Here is a 16302-nt window from a genome sequence, read left to right as displayed (position 1 = left end):
CCGGCTCAGCGGAAGATGCTCGCCACGACGGCGTCCGTGTACCCGCTCGGCGCGAGATTCGAGTACACGGTGTCGATGAGGATGTCATCGCGCCAGAACAGCGTGCGCCCGTCGGTGACCGGGTACGTCTCGTTCTGCCAGGTCTTCTCGCATCGGGTGCCGCCGACCGGGGTGTAGCAGGCGTACCCCTCTTCGGCCACGAGCTGGTTGAGCATGTCCAGCGCCGGGCCGCGCGACATGTAGGTGATCGTCGTGATGAGGCCGGTCGTGTCGGCGGCGGGGTCGCGCCACACGCAGATCAGGCCGCCGCCGGGCTGCGGGCCGGACGACCCGAACGCGGGGTCGTTGAGCGGCACCCCCTCGAGCTGCGACAGCACGCCCGGCGTCAGCATGGCCCGGCAGTCGTCGGGGATCTCGGCGCGCCCGGCGACCGACGACGTGGGGGTCGGCGTGGGGGTCGCCGCGGGCGAGCCGGCGGCGGTGGGGGTGCCGGCGGCGCCCGTGCCGGCGGGTCCCGGATCCGGTGCGCAGGCGACGAGTGCAGCGAGACAGACGACGGATGCCGCCGCTGCGGCGGCGCGTGTCGCCCGGGGTGCCATGGTGCCAGGGTAGGGGCATCCGTCCCGCGGTCCCCCCGCACCGCGCCGGGCCCCGGCCGTGCCGCGACCCAATCGCCGCACACGCACGGCACGCCTCCCCGGGATGCGCGCCGCCCCGGGCTACTCTGCCACTGCGGGGATCAGCCCTGCGTGAGGAGTGCCTGCGATGAGTGACCCCAAGTCGACCTACGGCGAGCCCGTGGATGAGCCTCGCGGCGTCGACGACGTCGTCGGTCGCGCCAACGAGGGCCTCGCCGAAGCCGAGGCCGCCGGCCGCGGCGCCGTCGTCGAGGACGACGCCGCGCACGCCTCGGCCACCGACTCCTCCGCCGACGCCCGTGCCGCCGAGGGCGGCGACGACCTCGCCTCCTCGTCCGAGCGGACCACGGACGCCGGCCTCGCGCCGGCCGCCTCCGCCTCGACCGCCGCCGCGCCGAAGGACGCCGAGCCCGACCCGTGGGACACGCCGGAGGCGGCGTCCCTGGACTACCGCTCCCACACCGCCGCGCCGGCCGCCGATTCGGCGCCGACCGCTGTGGCCGCGCCCGTCGTGACGCCCAGCGAGCCCGTCGTCGACGAGCGGGCGACCGCGCCGGCCCCGCAGCCGATCTTCGTGCAGGCGCCCGAGGCGCCGCGGCCGCGCGGAAACCGCGCGGCCGCCGCCGCCATCGGGCTGCTCGCCGCGCTCGCCTTCGCCGTCCTGTACCTCGCCGCCTGGCTCGGCTTCGGTGCCGTGACCGGCGACGTCACGATCCAGAACGTGGGGACCGCCGCCCTGGAGGCGCTCGCCACATGGTCGCTGTGGATTCCGACCGTGGTGTTCTTCATCGCTTTCTGGCTGCTCGGCGCGATCATCAACCGCGGCCGCTGGGGCGCGTGGGTCATCTTCGGCATCTTCGTGGGCATCGCCGCGTACGGCGGGCACATCCTGGGGGCTCTGTTCCAGGCGCCGTTCTGGGAGCTCACCGCCCGCGAGGGCGCCGAGCTGGTCGGCGCGGAGCTGCTCGCGCCGCTCGCCATCGCCGCGTTCGTCATCGGCCGCGAGCTCACCATCTGGTTCGGCGCCTGGGTGGCGTCGCGGGGCAAGCGCGTCACCGAGCTCAACATCGAGGCGCAGCGGGAGTACGAGCGCACGCTCGAGGCCGGTCCGCAGCTCGTCCGCGTGTAGCACCCGGCCTGCCGGTGGCCGGCACGCCGCCCGCGCACCGTCGATCCGTGCGGCGACGTAGGCTGGCCGCATGACCGCCGACCGCGGGAGCGGGGAGTCGCACGGGTCCGTGCGGCCGCCGGTCGCGCTCGCCTTCGCGAGCATGGCGTTCGCCGCGCTGGTCATCTTCGGGCTCGGCATGACGAGCCTCGCCACCGGTGAGGCCGTCATCGCGACACCGGGCCTCGGGCAGGTGCCGGGGATCGCGGGCGTCGTGTGCGCGCTCCTCGCCTTCGCCGGCGGGCTGTGGGCGGCCATCGGCAGGGCCGAGGAGCGGCATCCGTCCTTCTGGGGCGCCGCCTGGACGACGGCCGCGAGCTTCCTGGCCTACATCGGCGGGGTGTGGCTCGGCGCCCTCTTCACCGGCGCCGACCTCGGCGTCGCGACCGGGGTGGCGGGCCGCCTCGCGACCTCCTGGTTCGGCCTGGCGGTCGCCGCGTCGGCCTTCGTGTGCGCGTGGTCGGGCATCGCCCTCGTCCGCACCCGGGCACGGCGGCCGCGATGGCCGTGGGAGGACGAGTACGACGAATGACGCCGCCCGAACCGCGACGTCAGCGCGGGATCCGGGCGCGCGCGAGGGCCTGGTACTAGCGTTGTGCAGGTGGAGCGGTCCCTCGAGACCCAGGTCAGCCAGGCGGTGGACGCCTGGCTGGCGTGGCTGCCGCGCTGGGAGCCGGCCACCCACCGCGGCCGGACGGCCCCGTGCCGCCGATGCTTCGGGTCCCCCGTGCTGTCGGCGGCGGGGATCGGGGCCGACGTCCCGCACGGCGTGCAGCACGGGCTCTCGACCCGGATCAAGACGATCGTCGATCGTGCCGTCGCCGAGTACACCGCGCTGAACCTCCCGATGCTGCAGGCCGAGCTCGACCAGCAGGCGGCGCGCAATCGCGCGCGCAGCTACCGGCCCGCCGAGGGCCTCGACCCCGAGTTCGAGGGTCTCCCGCTCGATCCCGACCCCCTCCCGGGCGCCCCGTTCCTCTTCACCGTCGCCGGGCTCGCCGAGGAGGCCGACGCCGACGTGCCCGCGCTGCCGCCGCTGAGCGAGGAGGCCAAGGCGGCGCTCCGTCAGGAGGTGGGGCTGGCCGACGACTACGCCAACATGGTCGGCCGCGAGGTGTGCACGATCCTGCTGCATCACCGGCTGCGGATCCAGGGGGCCATCGCCGAATTCGTCGAGCCGCAGATCGAGGCCATGCTGGCCGATCTGACGAAGTCGCTCGACGCGCCGTTCGACCCGCACGAACCGGGCGACGGCCACCGGCCGGACTGACGGCGCCCCCTTCCGCGAAGGGCGGCGCAGGCGGCGGGGATGCCCTCCACACGGCGGGGCGCGGAGCGCGGGTGCGCGCAGGTGGTTTTGTTAGCATGGCCAGGTTTGTTGCCGCCTCTGCGGCGCGGGTCGTGCACAGGAGCGGACGGGGGATGCGGTGGCCACACGGCTCCCCTCGGCGCCTCCGATCCTCCCGGGCCTCGCCTACATCCGGCCGCTCGGCTCGGGCGGCTTCGCCGACGTCTTCCTGTACGAGCAGGACATGCCCCGCCGCAACGTCGCGGTGAAGGTGCTGCCCAGCGACGTGCGCGACCCCGAGCTGCGGCGCATGTTCAACGCCGAGGCCGACGTCCTGGCGCATCTGTCGGCGCATCCGTCGATCGTCACCGTGTATCAGGCGAGCATCTCCGCCGACGGTCGGCCGTACATCGTCATGGAGTTCTGCCCGGGGTCGCTGGCGCAGCGGTACCGCGTCGAGCGGATCCCCGTCGAGGAGGTGCTGACGATCGGGGTGCGCATGGCCAGCGCCCTCGAATCCGCCCACCGCGCGGGCCTCATCCACCGCGACGTGAAGCCCAGCAACATCCTCATCACGACGTTCGGCACCCCCGTGCTGGCCGACTTCGGCATCTCGGCCTCGCTGCAGCGCAGGAGCGGCGGCGAGGTGCTGGCGATGTCCATCCCGTGGAGCGCGCCGGAGGTCGTCGCCGAGCAGACCAGCGGCACCGTCGCCAGCGAGGTGTGGAGCCTGGGAGCGACGGTGTACTCGCTGCTGGCCGGGCACAGCCCGTTCGAGCGCCGCGAGCGCGGCCAGAACACCAAGGAGCTCCTCCGCCGCCGCATAGCGCGCGCCACGTACGTCGAGATCCCCCGCGCCGACGTGCCCCCCGCCCTGCAGAGCGTCCTCGCCCGCGCGATGAGTCGCGATCCGGGTCGCCGCTACGAGTCGGCCCGCGCCTTCGGCGAGGCGCTGCGCGACGTGCAGGCGGGGCTCGGCCTCTCGCCGACGCCGCTGGAGGTGCCCGGCACCGAGTGGGCGCCGGCATCCGTCCCCGTCGACTTCGCGGACTCGGGCCTGCGGGGTCCCGCCCGTTCGCGCGTCGACCGCGAGGTCACCCGCAAGGTCCGCGGCGGGGTCGAGCTCACGTCGCTCGCCCGCGACGAGGACACCGACATCTCGGCGCCCGCCGGCGGCCGCACCGCTGCCGTGCTGCCGTGGGTCGTGGGCATCGGCGCCGGTCTCGCCGTGGGCGCCGGCGCCGTCGTGGTGGCGCTCCTGGCCGCAGGGGTGCTGTGATGCGACGCGGGACGATCGCCGGGCTGGTGGCGACCGGCGCGGTCGTGGCGACGGTGATCGGGGTCAGCGTGGCATGGCCCGGGCTGGACGCGCAGGAGACGCCGGACGTCGACACCGCGGTGTGGGCGCTGCAGACCGGCGACGGCCGCCGCTACGCCCGCGTGAACACCTCGGTCGGCGAGCTGGACACGGTCCGCAGCATCAGCAACCCCGACCAGGTCGTGCAGACGGGGGAGGCCGCGTACCTGTTCAGCGACAGCTACAGCACGCTGACCCGCATCGACGCGGCCATGCCGGCCGATCTCGACGCGGAGGCGCTGCGGTCGTCGCAGAAGACGCCGCCGGGAACGACCGAGGCGGTGACCGCCGGCGACTACGTCGCCTATCTGACCGACTCGGGCGCCGTGTACGCGGGGCGGCTCTCGAGCGGGACCGCGGTGCAGGTCGATCCGTTCCGCTCGGGCGACGAGGACGCACCGCAGTACACCGCGGATGCCATCGCCGTCGATGCGCGGGGAATGCTCTTCGCCTACTCATCCGACGACGACTCGGTGATGCGCTACGACGTGCGCGCCGGCGACGTCCGCGAGCGGGAGCGCCTCGACGCCGACGGGCTGGGGGATCCTGCCATCACCGCGGCCGGCGACACGTGGGCCGTGATCGACACGGAGGACGGCGATGTGTGGCTGCGCGGCCAGGACGGACCCGCTCCCGCCCCCACCACCGGCGCCGTCGTGGTCGGCGCCCCGGATCCCGACGGCTCGGCGGTGCATCTGGCCGACGAGACCGCCCTGGTGCGGGTGCCGGCCGACGGTTCCGCGATGACCCGGGAGGTCGGCGGCTCCGACGGCGTCGTGCTGGGGACGCCCGCGCAGCCGGTCACCCACGACGGCGTGACCTACGCCGCATGGCTCGGACAGGGGGATGCCGGCGGACGGCTGTGGCGATCGGACGGCGCGGACATCCTGCTGGACTACGGGCAGCGCGAGCTCGGCGACGAGATCCGGCCGGTCTTCGTGGCGAGCGGCTCCGCGGTCATCCTCAACGACACCCGGTCGGGGTGGGCGTGGTCGGTGCCCGACGGCGAGCTGATCGCCTCCAGCCAGGACTGGAGCCTGGATGACCGGACCGATCCGGAGGCGGTGCCGAGCGAGGAGCAGCTGCAGGTCGTGCTGGATCCGAAGCCGCCGATCGCGGAGCCCGACGCCTTCGGCGTCCGCGCCGGCACCCTCGCGTCGCTGCCGGTCCTGCTGAACGACCACGACCCGAACGAGGACGTGCTCACGATCGATCCGGAGTCGGTGAGCGGGCTCGACCCGGCGTTCGGCGCGGTGACGGTCACCGACGATCGCCAGCGCTTCGCGGTGCGCGTGCAGCCCGGTGCGACCGGGTCGGCGACCTTCACCTACGCCGTCACGGACGGCACGACCGAGGGGGGACTGACGTCGGAGCCCACCACCGTCACGGTCACGGCAGCGGGCCCGGACGCCGACTCCGCCCCCGAGTGGTGCGGCGTCGAGCGCTGCCTCGTCGAATGGCCCCGGCCGGAGGTCGCCCGCGGCGGGACCGTGACCGTCCCCGTCCTGCCCGGCTGGGTCGACCCGGAGGGCGACCCGCTGCTCCTGCTGTCGGTCCAGAACACGACGGGACCCGGCAGCGTGGCGGCGACGCCGGGCGGCGAGGTGGTCTATCAGCACAGCGACAGCGGGGACGGCGGCGAGCAGCTGATCGAGCTGGCCGTGACCGTGGCCGACACCCGCGGCCGCACCACGGTGAAGGCCCTGACGATCACCGTGTCGCCGCAGCCGGAGCTGGCCGCCCAGTCGTTCGCCGTCACCGACACGGTCGCCTCGGCGATCACCGTCGATGTCGCCGACCACGTCACCGGCACGGCGGGGATGCTGTCGCTGGACTCCGTCCGCGTGCTCGACGACGCCGCCGCGACGGCGACCGTCATCGGCGGCTCGACGTCCTTCGACTTCAGCGCGCGCACACCTGGCACCTTCCGCGTCGACTTCACGGTCACCGACGGCACCAGCGAGGCGACCGGCACCGTGCGCATCACGCTGCTGCCCGCGGACGCCCCGGCGGAGCTCGCGACCTCGCCGGTGGTGGCGTTCGTGCACCCCCAGCAGGACGCGACCCTCGAGGTGTTCGATGCGGTCTCCAACCCGACGCGGCGCGTGCTGCTGCTGAGCGACGTGGTCGCCAGAGCGGATGCCGGAGCCACGCTGTCCGTCGACGCCGTGGGGCAGAACCACCTCCGGGTGGCGGGCACCACCGCGGACGGCGCGGCGGGCCGGCTCGGCACCGTCTCGTACGTGGTGAGCGACGGCACGGAGGACGCCGGGTCGAGCGTGACGGGCGAGGCGACGGTGTATCTGCTCCCACCCGCGCCCGAGCTCGCACCGATCGCCGTCGACGACACCGTGGTGGTGCGCGCGGGCGCGCAGATCGACATCCCCGTGCTCGACAACGACATCTCCCCGGCCGGGGGACGGCCGACCCTCAACGCCGCGTCGGTCCGGTCCTCCACCGACGTCGCGCTGGCCTTCGGCTCGGGCGACCTGCTGCGCTACCTCGCCCCCGGCGAGCCGGGGGAGTACGCCGTCGAGTACTCGGTGTTCACGACGGGCGCGCCTGCGCTCGCCGACACCGCCGTCGTGCGGGTGCGGGTGATCGACGACGACGCGAACCGCGCACCGGCGGCCGACACGCTGGAGGGGCGCGTGCTGAGCGGCCAGTCCGCGCTCATCGAGTTCGACGGCTTCGGCGCCGACCCCGACGGCGACGTCGTCACCCTCGACCGCATCGTGACGCAGCCCGAGCGGGGCGCGGCCACCATCACGGCGGACGGGACGTCGATCCTGTACACCAGCGTGGCCGGCGACAGCGGTCAGGTCTCCTTCCGCTACCGCGTGGTCGACGCGTTCGGGGACACCGCCGAGGGCACCGCGCGCGTCGGCGTCCTCGACGGCGAGGCCAACCCGAGTCCGGTGACCTTCACGGACTACGTGCAGGTGCAGGCGGGCGAGGGCAGCACGATCCGGGTCAGCCCGCTGTCGAACGACGTCGACCCGACGATGGGCGAGCTGCGGGTGACGGGCATCCGTCCCGATGTCCCCGCGACGCTGATCGACGGCAGCGAGAATCCCGAGTTCGCCCGCCTGGAGCAGCGGATCGCAGAGGCCGACGACACCACGGTCGTGATCGAGGCCGGGGACGATCCGGGGACGATGTCGTTCCTCTACGACGTCGAGTCGTCGTCGGGCAACACCGGGCGAGGACTCATCGTGGTCCGCGTCGTGCGCGAGAGCGTGCCGGACTATCCGATCGTGGCCGACACCGTCCTCACCGTCGAGACCCGCGACGACTTCCGCCGCGGTGTCGACGTGCTCGAGGGCAAGGTGACGTGGTCGGGCGGCGACGTCGGCGATCTCGAGGTCTCGCTGTGGGGCGTGCAGAGCGGCGTCTCGGTGACCGGCTCCCGGCTGCGGGGCGAGCTGCCCGCGACCACGCGGCTGATCCCCTTCGCGGTGACCGGCCAGGGCACCTCCGGCGAGGTCGTGACCTACGGCTTCCTCCGCGTCCCGGGCGATGACGACGTGGCGCTCACGCTGCGCGCCGGTGCCGCGTCGCCCCAGGTCGCGGAGCTGGAGACGACCACGTTCGACATGGGCGACCTGGTGGCCCGCCCGCGGGGCACGGCCGTGGAGGTCGGCGGCGACGTGCGGGCCTCCGGGGCACGCCCCGAGGCCCGGTGCGCCGTCGAATCGGGCACGGCCGTGCGCTACGACGCCGGGGCGGGCGCGCCGTGGGTCGACGCCTGCCAGGTGCCGGTGCGCCTCGTGGGCGACGAGGACTGGACGCTCATCTCGGTGCCCCTCACCGTCGTTCCGCGCGATCCGCAGCCCGAGCTGCGCCCGGGTTCCATCGCGGTGGGGCCGGGCGAGACGGCTTCGTTCGACCTGCGCAACATGACCACGTGGCAGCTGCGCGAGGACTGGGCCGGCATCGACTACGCCGTCCAGTACGACGGCACCGCGTTCGACGTCGTGCAGGAGGGGTCGGTCCTCACCGTGACGGGGGCCGATCGCGCCCTGCCGGGCTCGGAGGAGGCGGTCCTCGTCTCCATCACCAGCCACACCTCGGTGACGCCCGCGCGCCTCATCCTGAGGGTGGGTGCCGCGCCGTCCCCCCTCCCGCAGGGTGGGTCGGTCGTGCAGCAGTGCTCGCAGGCCGCGGGCGGCTCGTGCACCATCGGGGTGATCGGCGCGAGCGGCGAGGTCAACCCGCTGCCGCGCACGCCGCTCGAGGTCGTCGCGGTGCGGCCGACCGGCGCGTGCGCGGGCGTGGGCTTCCAGGTGGCGTCGGCGACGTCCATCACGGCGACGTGGACGGCGGATGCCCCGGGGGCGACGTGCACCGCGACCTTCTCGGTGCGCGACGCGCAGGGTCGTGTGACGAACTCGGAGCGGGACGGCCGCGTGATGCTGGACCTGCTCGGGTACCCCAAGCCGCCGGCGAGCCTGGTGCAGACCGCCTATGCCGACGAGACGGTGACCCTCCGCGTGGATCCCGGTGAGGCGCGGCTGGCGTACCCCGGACTGTCGGGCTTCGTGGTCCGTGCCGCCGGGCAGGACGCCGTGCGATGCTCGGCGGACGGCGTGTGCCCGCCGATCTCCGCTCCGAACGGCGAACCGCGCACCTACGAGGCCAGGGCCGTCAACGCCGTCGGCGAGTCGCGCGGGAGCGTGCGCACCGTCGCGTGGGCCTACGACGCCCCGCTGCGGCCGGAGAGCGTCACCGCCGCCCCGGTCGTCACGGGCGACGGCACCGGCGGCGTCGTCTCGCTCGCCATCGAGGGGATCGACACGGCCGAGACCGGAAGCCTCGAGATCTCCAGCCCCGCCGGCGAGGTCATCCGCGTGCCGGTCGGCCCCAACCAGACGCGGGTCGACGTTCGTTCCTACCGGGTGGGAAGCAACACCTCGTCGCCGGTGACGGTGACGCCGTACTCCCGCTTCGACCTGCCTCCCGGTCTCGGAGGCAGTGCGTCCGGCGCGGCCGCGACGGTGCAGGCGAACGGGATCGGCAGCCCGCTCTCGCCGCAGCTGACACTCAGCTCGGCGTCCGACGGGGACGGCACGTCGACCGTGACCGCCCGCGCCGCCGCGACGGCGAACGGCGACGGATCGCGCCTGCGCTACGGGATCGTGCAGGACGGCCGGCGCTGCACCGTGCTCGAGGACGGCGAGACGGCGACGTTCCCCGGCCTCGCCGACGGCGAGGAGTACGCCTTCCGCATGTGCGTCGAATCGTGGTGGGACGGCACGTCGTTCGGGCGCGCAGAGGCGACCGCGACCGTGCGGGCGCACCAGTCCGGCCGGGCGCCGGAGGGGTGGACGTTCGTCGTCGACGGCAGGCCGGACGTGTCGGAGCAGCGGGCCGACTGGGTGATCCGCGACGAGCCGACGACGACCGAGCGTCTCCCCAACCGCAACCGCGCAGAGTTCCAGGGCTGGGGCCCGGGCACGAGCGTCTTCGGGCGCGATCCGGTCATCCAGGTGCGCTACGTCCACGAGTTCTGGGGCACCGCGACGGGCTGGTCCACAGTGCGCCCGCGCGCGGGCAGCGCGCCGTACCAGGTGCAGGCGACGTGGCAGGTCGACTCGTGCGTCGGGGGGTCGCCCCTCACCGCGAGCGGACGGTCCTCCAACGCGCCGGACGGGTCGTCGGCGGCGTTCACGTTCGGCAACGGGGGTCTGCGCTACTTCGACGCCGAGGGCCGCCCGCTCGCCCATGAGGCCGGCACGTGGAACGTCCCCGTCGGCGCCGCGAGCGTCGAGGGCGTCGCGGTCACCGCCGCGTGGGACGCCCAGGGCTGGGGCCTCGCACCGGCCAGCACGACGTTCTCCGGCTCGTGCCAGCCGAACAACGGCAACCCTCCGGCACCCTGACCCCCGGGCATCCGCCCCTCCCATCCCGATCCCCGGGCCCACGACGAAGGACACGACATGACCATCACCCAGGAGCAGGCCGACTGGTTCGCGCAGACGTTCGGGCAGATCGCCGACAACGTCGAGCGCGCCGTGCTCGGCAAGCGCCACGTGGTGGAGCTCGTCCTGACGGCGATGCTGAGCGACGGGCACGTGCTGCTGGAGGACGTGCCGGGAACGGGCAAGACGTCGCTCGCGCGTGCCATGGCGCAGTCGGTGCAGGGAACCAACACCCGCATCCAGTTCACCCCCGACCTCCTCCCGAGCGACATCACGGGGCTCAGCGTGTACGACCAGAAGGAGGGCGTGTTCGAGTTCCACGCGGGCCCGATCTTCGCCAACATCGTCCTCGCCGACGAGATCAACCGCGCGAGCCCCAAGACGCAGTCCGCGCTGCTGGAGGTCATGGAGGAGGGCCGGGTGACCATCGACGGCGTGTCGCGCGAGGTCGGCGTGCCCTTCCTCGTGCTCGCGACGCAGAACCCCGTCGAGCAGGCGGGCACGTACCGGCTGCCCGAGGCGCAGCTCGACCGCTTCATGATGCGCACTTCGCTCGGCTACCCCGACCACGCCGCGACGGTGCGGATCCTCGACGGCGCGGCGATCGCCACGGCGGACCTGACCCCGATCATCACGCCGCAGGCCCTCATCGGCATGGCCGACCTCGCCGCCCAGGTGTACGTGGACGCGCTCGTGCTGGACTACATCGCGCGCCTCGTGGAGGGCACCCGCACGGCCGACGAGGTGCGGCTGGGCGTCAGCATCCGCGGCGCGCTCGCCCTCACGCGCGCGGCACGCACGCGCGCCGCCTCGCAGGGACGGGTGTACGCGACGCCCGACGACGTCAAGACGCTCGCCGTGCCGGTCCTCTCCCACCGCCTGATCCTGCACCCCGAGGCCGAGTTCGACGGCGTCACGCCCGAGACCGTGGTCGGACAGGTGCTGCTGGATGTCGTACCGCCCGCGAGGCGCGAAGCGGTATGAGCACCGCCCGGCAGCGAGACGCGGTGGGGTCCGCCCCGGCGCGGCTCACCCGCACGGCCCAGTCCACGGGGACGACGGGCCGGACACTCACGACCGCCACGGCGACCGCGACGAGCGTGGCCCCGTCGGGCCGCGGACGCGCCTTCGTGCGGTTGGCGGTGCGGGGGACACGGGTCTGGCGCGCGGCCGGTGCGGCGATCGGGGCCGCCGCGGAATGGGCGGGCGACACGATCCGGCCGGCGGGCGTCCTCGTGGCCGTCGCCGCCACAGCGGGGATGGTGCTGGGCATCGTCTTCGGCTGGGTCGAGTTCATGGTCGCGGGGGCGGCATCCCTCCTCCTGCTCCTCGCGGCCGTGCCGTTCCTGTTCGGCGCCCGCGCGTACGACGTCGACCTCTCGCTGACGCACGAGCGGGTCGTCGCCGGCTCCGGGGTGCACGGCAGCATCGCCGTCCGCAACGACGGCCACCGCATCGCCCTCCCCGGCCGCATCGACGTCCCCGTCGGTGCCGGTCTCGTGGAGTTCGGCGTGCCGCTGCTGCGTCCGGGGCACGCCGTCGATCAGCCGCTGGACATCCCCGGCCTGCGTCGCGGGATCGTGCGGGTGGGTCCGGCGACGACCGTGCGCAGCGACCCGATCGGGCTGCTGCGTCGCGAGCACTCGTTCCACGACGTGCACGACGTCTACGTGCACCCGAGGACGACCTCGCTGCCGTCCTCGAGCGCGGGACTCATCCGCGACCTCGAGGGCAGCCCGACGCGGCGCCTCGTCGACGCCGACATGTCGTTCCACGCGATCCGCGAGTACGCGCCCGGTGACTCCCGCCGTCAGATCCACTGGCGCTCGACGGCGAAGACCGGCCGGCTGATGGTGCGCCAGTACGAGGAGTCCCGGCGATCGCGCATGGCCGTCGTGCTCGCCGTGGCCGAGGCGGAGTACGCCGACGCCGACGAGTTCGAGCTGGCCGTCTCGTGCGCCGCGTCGCTCGGGCTGCGCGCCGTGCACGACGCCCGCGACGTGCAGATCGTGACCGGCTCCGAGATCCCCCGCGTCGTGCGCGGTCGCCTCCGTGCGATCACCCGGATCCCCGCCGCCGCGCCCCGCCCCATGCTCGACGGCTTCAGCGGCGTCGAGCTGCTGGATGGCACGATGCCGGTGGCCGAGGTCTGCCGCCTGACGGCGGAGTCGACGGAGCGCCTCTCGATCGCGTTCGTCGTGGTGGGCTCCGCCGTCTCGCTGTCGCGTCTCCAGCAGGCGGCACTCGCGTTCCCCGCCGACACCGCCGTCGTCGGCGTCATCTGCGACGAGCGCTCGCATCCGCGCATGCAGCCGCTCTCGGGCATGACCGTGCTGACCGTCGGCACCCTCGACGACCTGTCCGGCCTCCTCCTGCGGGGAGCCGCCTCGTGAGCGCCCGGGAGCCGGCGATGGGAGGTGCGCCTCCGGCGCGGGAGGGGACGGATGCCGCGCCCCGCGGCGACGCGGGCGCCCTCGGGCTGCGCGGGTCGTGGTGGGCGCCCCGCATCGCGGCCGGCGTCGTGTTCACGGTGCTCATCGCGACGATCGCCGCGGTGGCGGCCTGGCCGATCTACCGCTCCGGCGGGCTCGTGGTCCTCGTCATCGCCGGCGTCGTCACCGGCGGCGCGATCGCGGCCGTGGCGCGCGCCCGGCGCTGGAGCGGCTGGATCATCGCGGCCCTGCTGTCGGCGGCGGTGCTGGTGCTCGGGATCCCGCTCGCCGTGCCGTCGCGTCTGGGCGGGCCGAGCGAGCTGGCGCGCGGGCTCGCCGAGCTCGCGAGCGGGCTGCTGTTCGGCTGGAAGGACCTGCTCACGGTCGAGCTGCCCGTCGGCGCGTACCGCAACCTCCTCGTGCCGGCGCTGGTGGTGTTCCTCATCGGGACGTGCGTCGTGCTCCTCCTCGCCTGGCGCGAGGACCGCGTCGCCTACGCGGCGGTGCCCGTCGCCCTCGGCATGGTGACGTTCGGCCTGTTCTTCGGACGCACCACCGTGAGCGCGCCCCTCGTCCTCGGCCCGGTCGTCCTCCACGCACCGCTCGAGACCGCGGTCGGCGTCGCGGGCCTCACGACCTGCCTGCTGTGGCTGGCCTGGCGCACCCACGACGAGCGCGTGCGCGCGCTGCAGCGCGCCGCGGCATCCAGCGGCGTCCGCATCTCGCGTCGTCCCTCGGCGGCGGACCGCCGGCGCACGGCGCTCGGCGCGTCGATGGTCGCGGGGGCTCTCGTCATCGCCGTCGTCGTGGTGCCGTTCGCCGCCCGCGGGGCGGAGCGCGAGGTCCTGCGCTCGGCGGTCGGCCCCGACATCGACGTCTCGGCCGAGGTCAGCCCGCTGTCGGAGTACCGCGCCCTGTACGCCGACGACCGGGCCGACGACGTGCTCTTCACCGTCGAGCCGGTCTCGGGCGCCCTGCCCGAGCGGCTGCGCATCGCGACCCTCGACGCGTATGACGGCGAGGTCTTCCGCTCCGGCGGCGAGGGCGCCGTCGAGGCCGGTCGCTTCGTGCGCGTGCCGTCGTCGCTGGACGCCGGGGACGGCTCGCCCGTCGTCGCCCGCATCCGCATCGACGACTGGGACGGCATCTGGATGCCGACGCTCGGCCGGCTGTCCGCCGTCGAGTTCGCCGGCGAGAGGGCGGCATCCCTGGCCGACGGCTTCTACTACAACGTGTCGGCGTCGGCCGGTGTGCAGACCGCCGGCGGCGGCCTCCGAGGCGGCGATCGCTACGTCGTCCGCGGCGTCCAGCCCGCGACGGACGATCTCGCCGGACTCGAGGCGCCGGGCAGCCCCGGCGGGGTCGCCGCGCCCGAGAGCCTGCGGGCGTGGATCGGCGAGCACGCGACCGGCGCGGATGGCGAGGCCCTCGCGGGCCTGGTGGCGCTGCTGCGCGAGCGCGGCTACCTGAGCCACGGACTCACGCAGGACGAGGCGACGCCGGCCTGGGCCCGGGCGCTCCCCGACTACCGGTTCCAGCCGAGCGCATCGGGGCACTCGCTGGCCCGGATCGAGACGATGTTCGCCCGGCTGCTCGAGCGCGAGAGCGACCCGCGCGCAGCGGCATCCGGGAACTACGTCGCGGCGATCGGGGACGACGAGCAGTTCGCGGTCGCGACGGCCCTCATCGCCCGCGAGCTGGGCTTCCCGTCGCGCGTCGTGCTGGGCGCCCGCCTGTCGTCGGCCGAGCCCGGTCTCGCGACGTGCGACGACGGCGCGTGCCGTGCCCGGGACCTCTCGGCCTGGGTCGAGGTGCAGTCCGCCGACGGCGAGTGGGTGCCGGTCGACGTCACGCCGCAGTTCGCGCAGTCGCCGAGCCTCGAGGTCACCGAGCAGCGCGACCCGGAGAACGTGACGGAGGTGCGACCGGAGACTGTCGAGGAGGTCGTGCCGCCCGATCCCGCGCAGGAGGACACGGTCCACGATCGATCGACCGACGAGGGAGCGGGCCTGGACCTCGCGTGGCTGTGGCCGGCGCTGCGGACGGCCGGCATCGCGCTGCTCGTGGCGGCGCTGGTCCTCGGCCCGTTCCTCGTGGTGCTGGGGGCGAAGGCGGCGCGCCGCCGCGGCCGCCGACGGGCTCGGAGCCCGGCGTCGCGCGTCGCGGGCGGCTGGGACGAGTACGTCGACGCGGCGCTGGACAGTGGCCGCCCGCTGCCCCGCGCGGGCACCCGCACGGAGCTGGCCGTCGCCTTCGACACGCCTGCCGGGATCGCCCTGGCGCGCGACGCCGATCGCGCGGTCTTCTCCCACGCCGCCGTATCGGACGAGGAAGCCCGCCGCTACTGGGATGCTGTAGACGCGGAGCGGCGCGCTCTGCGTCGCGCAAGGGGCTTCTGGCGAGGGGTCCGCGCGACCGTATCGTTGAGATCGTTGGTCCGCCCGCTGGCGCCCGAGAAGCGCGTCGGCACGAGATTCGCCGAAAGGGGGAGACGCCGGGCCGAGCCCGTGCGTCCCACGCCATGAACGCCACCGATGCCACTGGAGCGCTCTTCGGATCGCTGACCAGCCTGCTGCTGTTCGCCGGCCTCTACGTCTGGACGGCCCTCGCGCTCTCGGCGGTGTTCCGCAAGTCCGGCGTCGAGCCGTGGCAGGCGTGGGTCCCCGTGCTCAACCTCGTGGTGCTGCTGCGCCTCGCCGGCCTCTCGCCCTGGCTCCTGCTCCTCGCCCTCATCCCCTTCCTCGGCTGGATCCCGCTGCTGGTGGTGTTCGCGCTGGCCGTCTACCGCCTCAGCGTCGCGTTCGGCTTCGGTGCGGGGATGACGGTGCTGGCCATCCTCGCCTTCCCGGTGTGGGCCTCCGTCGTGGGCTGGGGGAGCGCGCGCTGGGTGGGCTGGGAGCAGAGCGGCTCCGGGGTGCGCCGCTCCTCCGACGCCGGTCTCCCGCCGCTGCCGCCGTTCGCCTCCACCACCCCGCACGCCGACACGGGTGCGTTCCCGCCGGCACCGCCCGCACCGGCCGCCGCGTCCGCCTTCGCGCCGCCGCCGGCTCCCGTCGCGACTCCGTCGCCCGCTGCGGCGTCGTCTCCCGCCGCGGACTGGCCGTCCGCCGGGGCCTCGCCGTCCGTCGAACGCGTCGCCCCCAGCTCGGCGGCGGACGCGTCGCCGGTCGCCCGGTCCGGTTCCGGCCGTGCCGAGGACGGACCCGCGCCGCGCGCGGACGTCGCTCCGCCCGCCGGTGGATGGGCGCCGCCGCCCCTGCCGGGGCGTCCCGTCGCCACCACGCCGGCCCCCGCCGGTCGCGCGGACGACGCCGATCCGTGGCAGGGCTTCGCACTGGACTCGACCGATCACGGCGACGAGGTGACCGGGGCGTTCCCCGGCGCGCCCGCCCCGATCTCCGCCGTCCCGGCCGTCCCGGCGGCCGAGGCGCCCGCCGCGCCCGCTCCGGCGACTCCGGCCGGGCCGGCGCTGCCGCCGGCGGAGCCGGACGCCGACGC

At 74.7% G+C, this 16302-nt stretch carries 10 protein-coding genes; 9 read left to right on the top strand and 1 reads right to left on the bottom strand.

Annotated elements, in window-relative coordinates; genetic code table 11:
• Positions 1–5: 5 nt before the first annotated feature.
• Complete coding sequence (locus V6R91_RS00050; RefSeq protein ID WP_336393553.1) at positions 6–599, bottom strand: hypothetical protein; 594 nt, start codon at positions 597–599, stop codon at positions 6–8.
• Between the two features lie 166 nt (positions 600–765).
• Between V6R91_RS00050 and V6R91_RS00045 the strand changes: the two genes are divergently transcribed.
• From V6R91_RS00045 to V6R91_RS00005, 9 genes are all read left to right on the top strand, one after another.
• Positions 766–1767, top strand: coding sequence for an ABC transporter (locus V6R91_RS00045; protein ID WP_336393552.1), 1002 nt, complete (start codon positions 766–768; stop codon positions 1765–1767).
• A gap of 70 nt (positions 1768–1837) precedes the next feature.
• On the top strand, positions 1838–2338 hold the full coding sequence (locus V6R91_RS00040; RefSeq protein WP_336393551.1) for a hypothetical protein: 501 nt from the start codon (positions 1838–1840) through the stop codon (positions 2336–2338).
• Positions 2339–2407: 69 nt separating this feature from the next.
• The gene (locus V6R91_RS00035) at positions 2408–3076 is read left to right on the top strand and encodes a spermidine/putrescine ABC transporter substrate-binding protein (RefSeq protein WP_336393550.1); all 669 of its coding nucleotides are present in this window, start codon (positions 2408–2410) and stop codon (positions 3074–3076) included.
• Positions 3077–3233: 157 nt separating this feature from the next.
• On the top strand, positions 3234–4373 hold the full coding sequence (locus V6R91_RS00030) for a serine/threonine-protein kinase (RefSeq protein ID WP_336393549.1): 1140 nt from the start codon (positions 3234–3236) through the stop codon (positions 4371–4373).
• Complete coding sequence (locus V6R91_RS00025) at positions 4373–10333, top strand: Ig-like domain-containing protein (RefSeq protein ID WP_336393548.1); 5961 nt, start codon at positions 4373–4375, stop codon at positions 10331–10333. The genes V6R91_RS00030 and V6R91_RS00025 overlap by 1 nt, the downstream gene beginning before the upstream one ends.
• A gap of 57 nt (positions 10334–10390) precedes the next feature.
• Positions 10391–11356, top strand: a complete 966-nt coding sequence (locus tag V6R91_RS00020) for an AAA family ATPase (protein WP_336393547.1) — start codon at positions 10391–10393, stop codon at positions 11354–11356.
• The gene (locus tag V6R91_RS00015; RefSeq protein ID WP_336393546.1) at positions 11353–12765 is read left to right on the top strand and encodes a DUF58 domain-containing protein; all 1413 of its coding nucleotides are present in this window, start codon (positions 11353–11355) and stop codon (positions 12763–12765) included. The genes V6R91_RS00020 and V6R91_RS00015 overlap by 4 nt, the downstream gene beginning before the upstream one ends.
• Complete coding sequence (locus V6R91_RS00010) at positions 12762–15329, top strand: transglutaminaseTgpA domain-containing protein (protein ID WP_336393545.1); 2568 nt, start codon at positions 12762–12764, stop codon at positions 15327–15329. Before V6R91_RS00015 ends, V6R91_RS00010 begins: the two co-directional genes overlap by 4 nt.
• A partial coding sequence (locus tag V6R91_RS00005; RefSeq protein ID WP_336393544.1) for a DUF5684 domain-containing protein occupies positions 15326–16302 on the top strand: 977 nt, incomplete at its 3' end. The genes V6R91_RS00010 and V6R91_RS00005, both read left to right, overlap by 4 nt.

Source organism: Microbacterium sp. CCNWLW41, assembly GCF_037083505.1.
The sequence above is the reverse complement of the archived record's forward strand: the minus strand, read 5'-3'. Positions and strand labels throughout refer to the sequence as shown.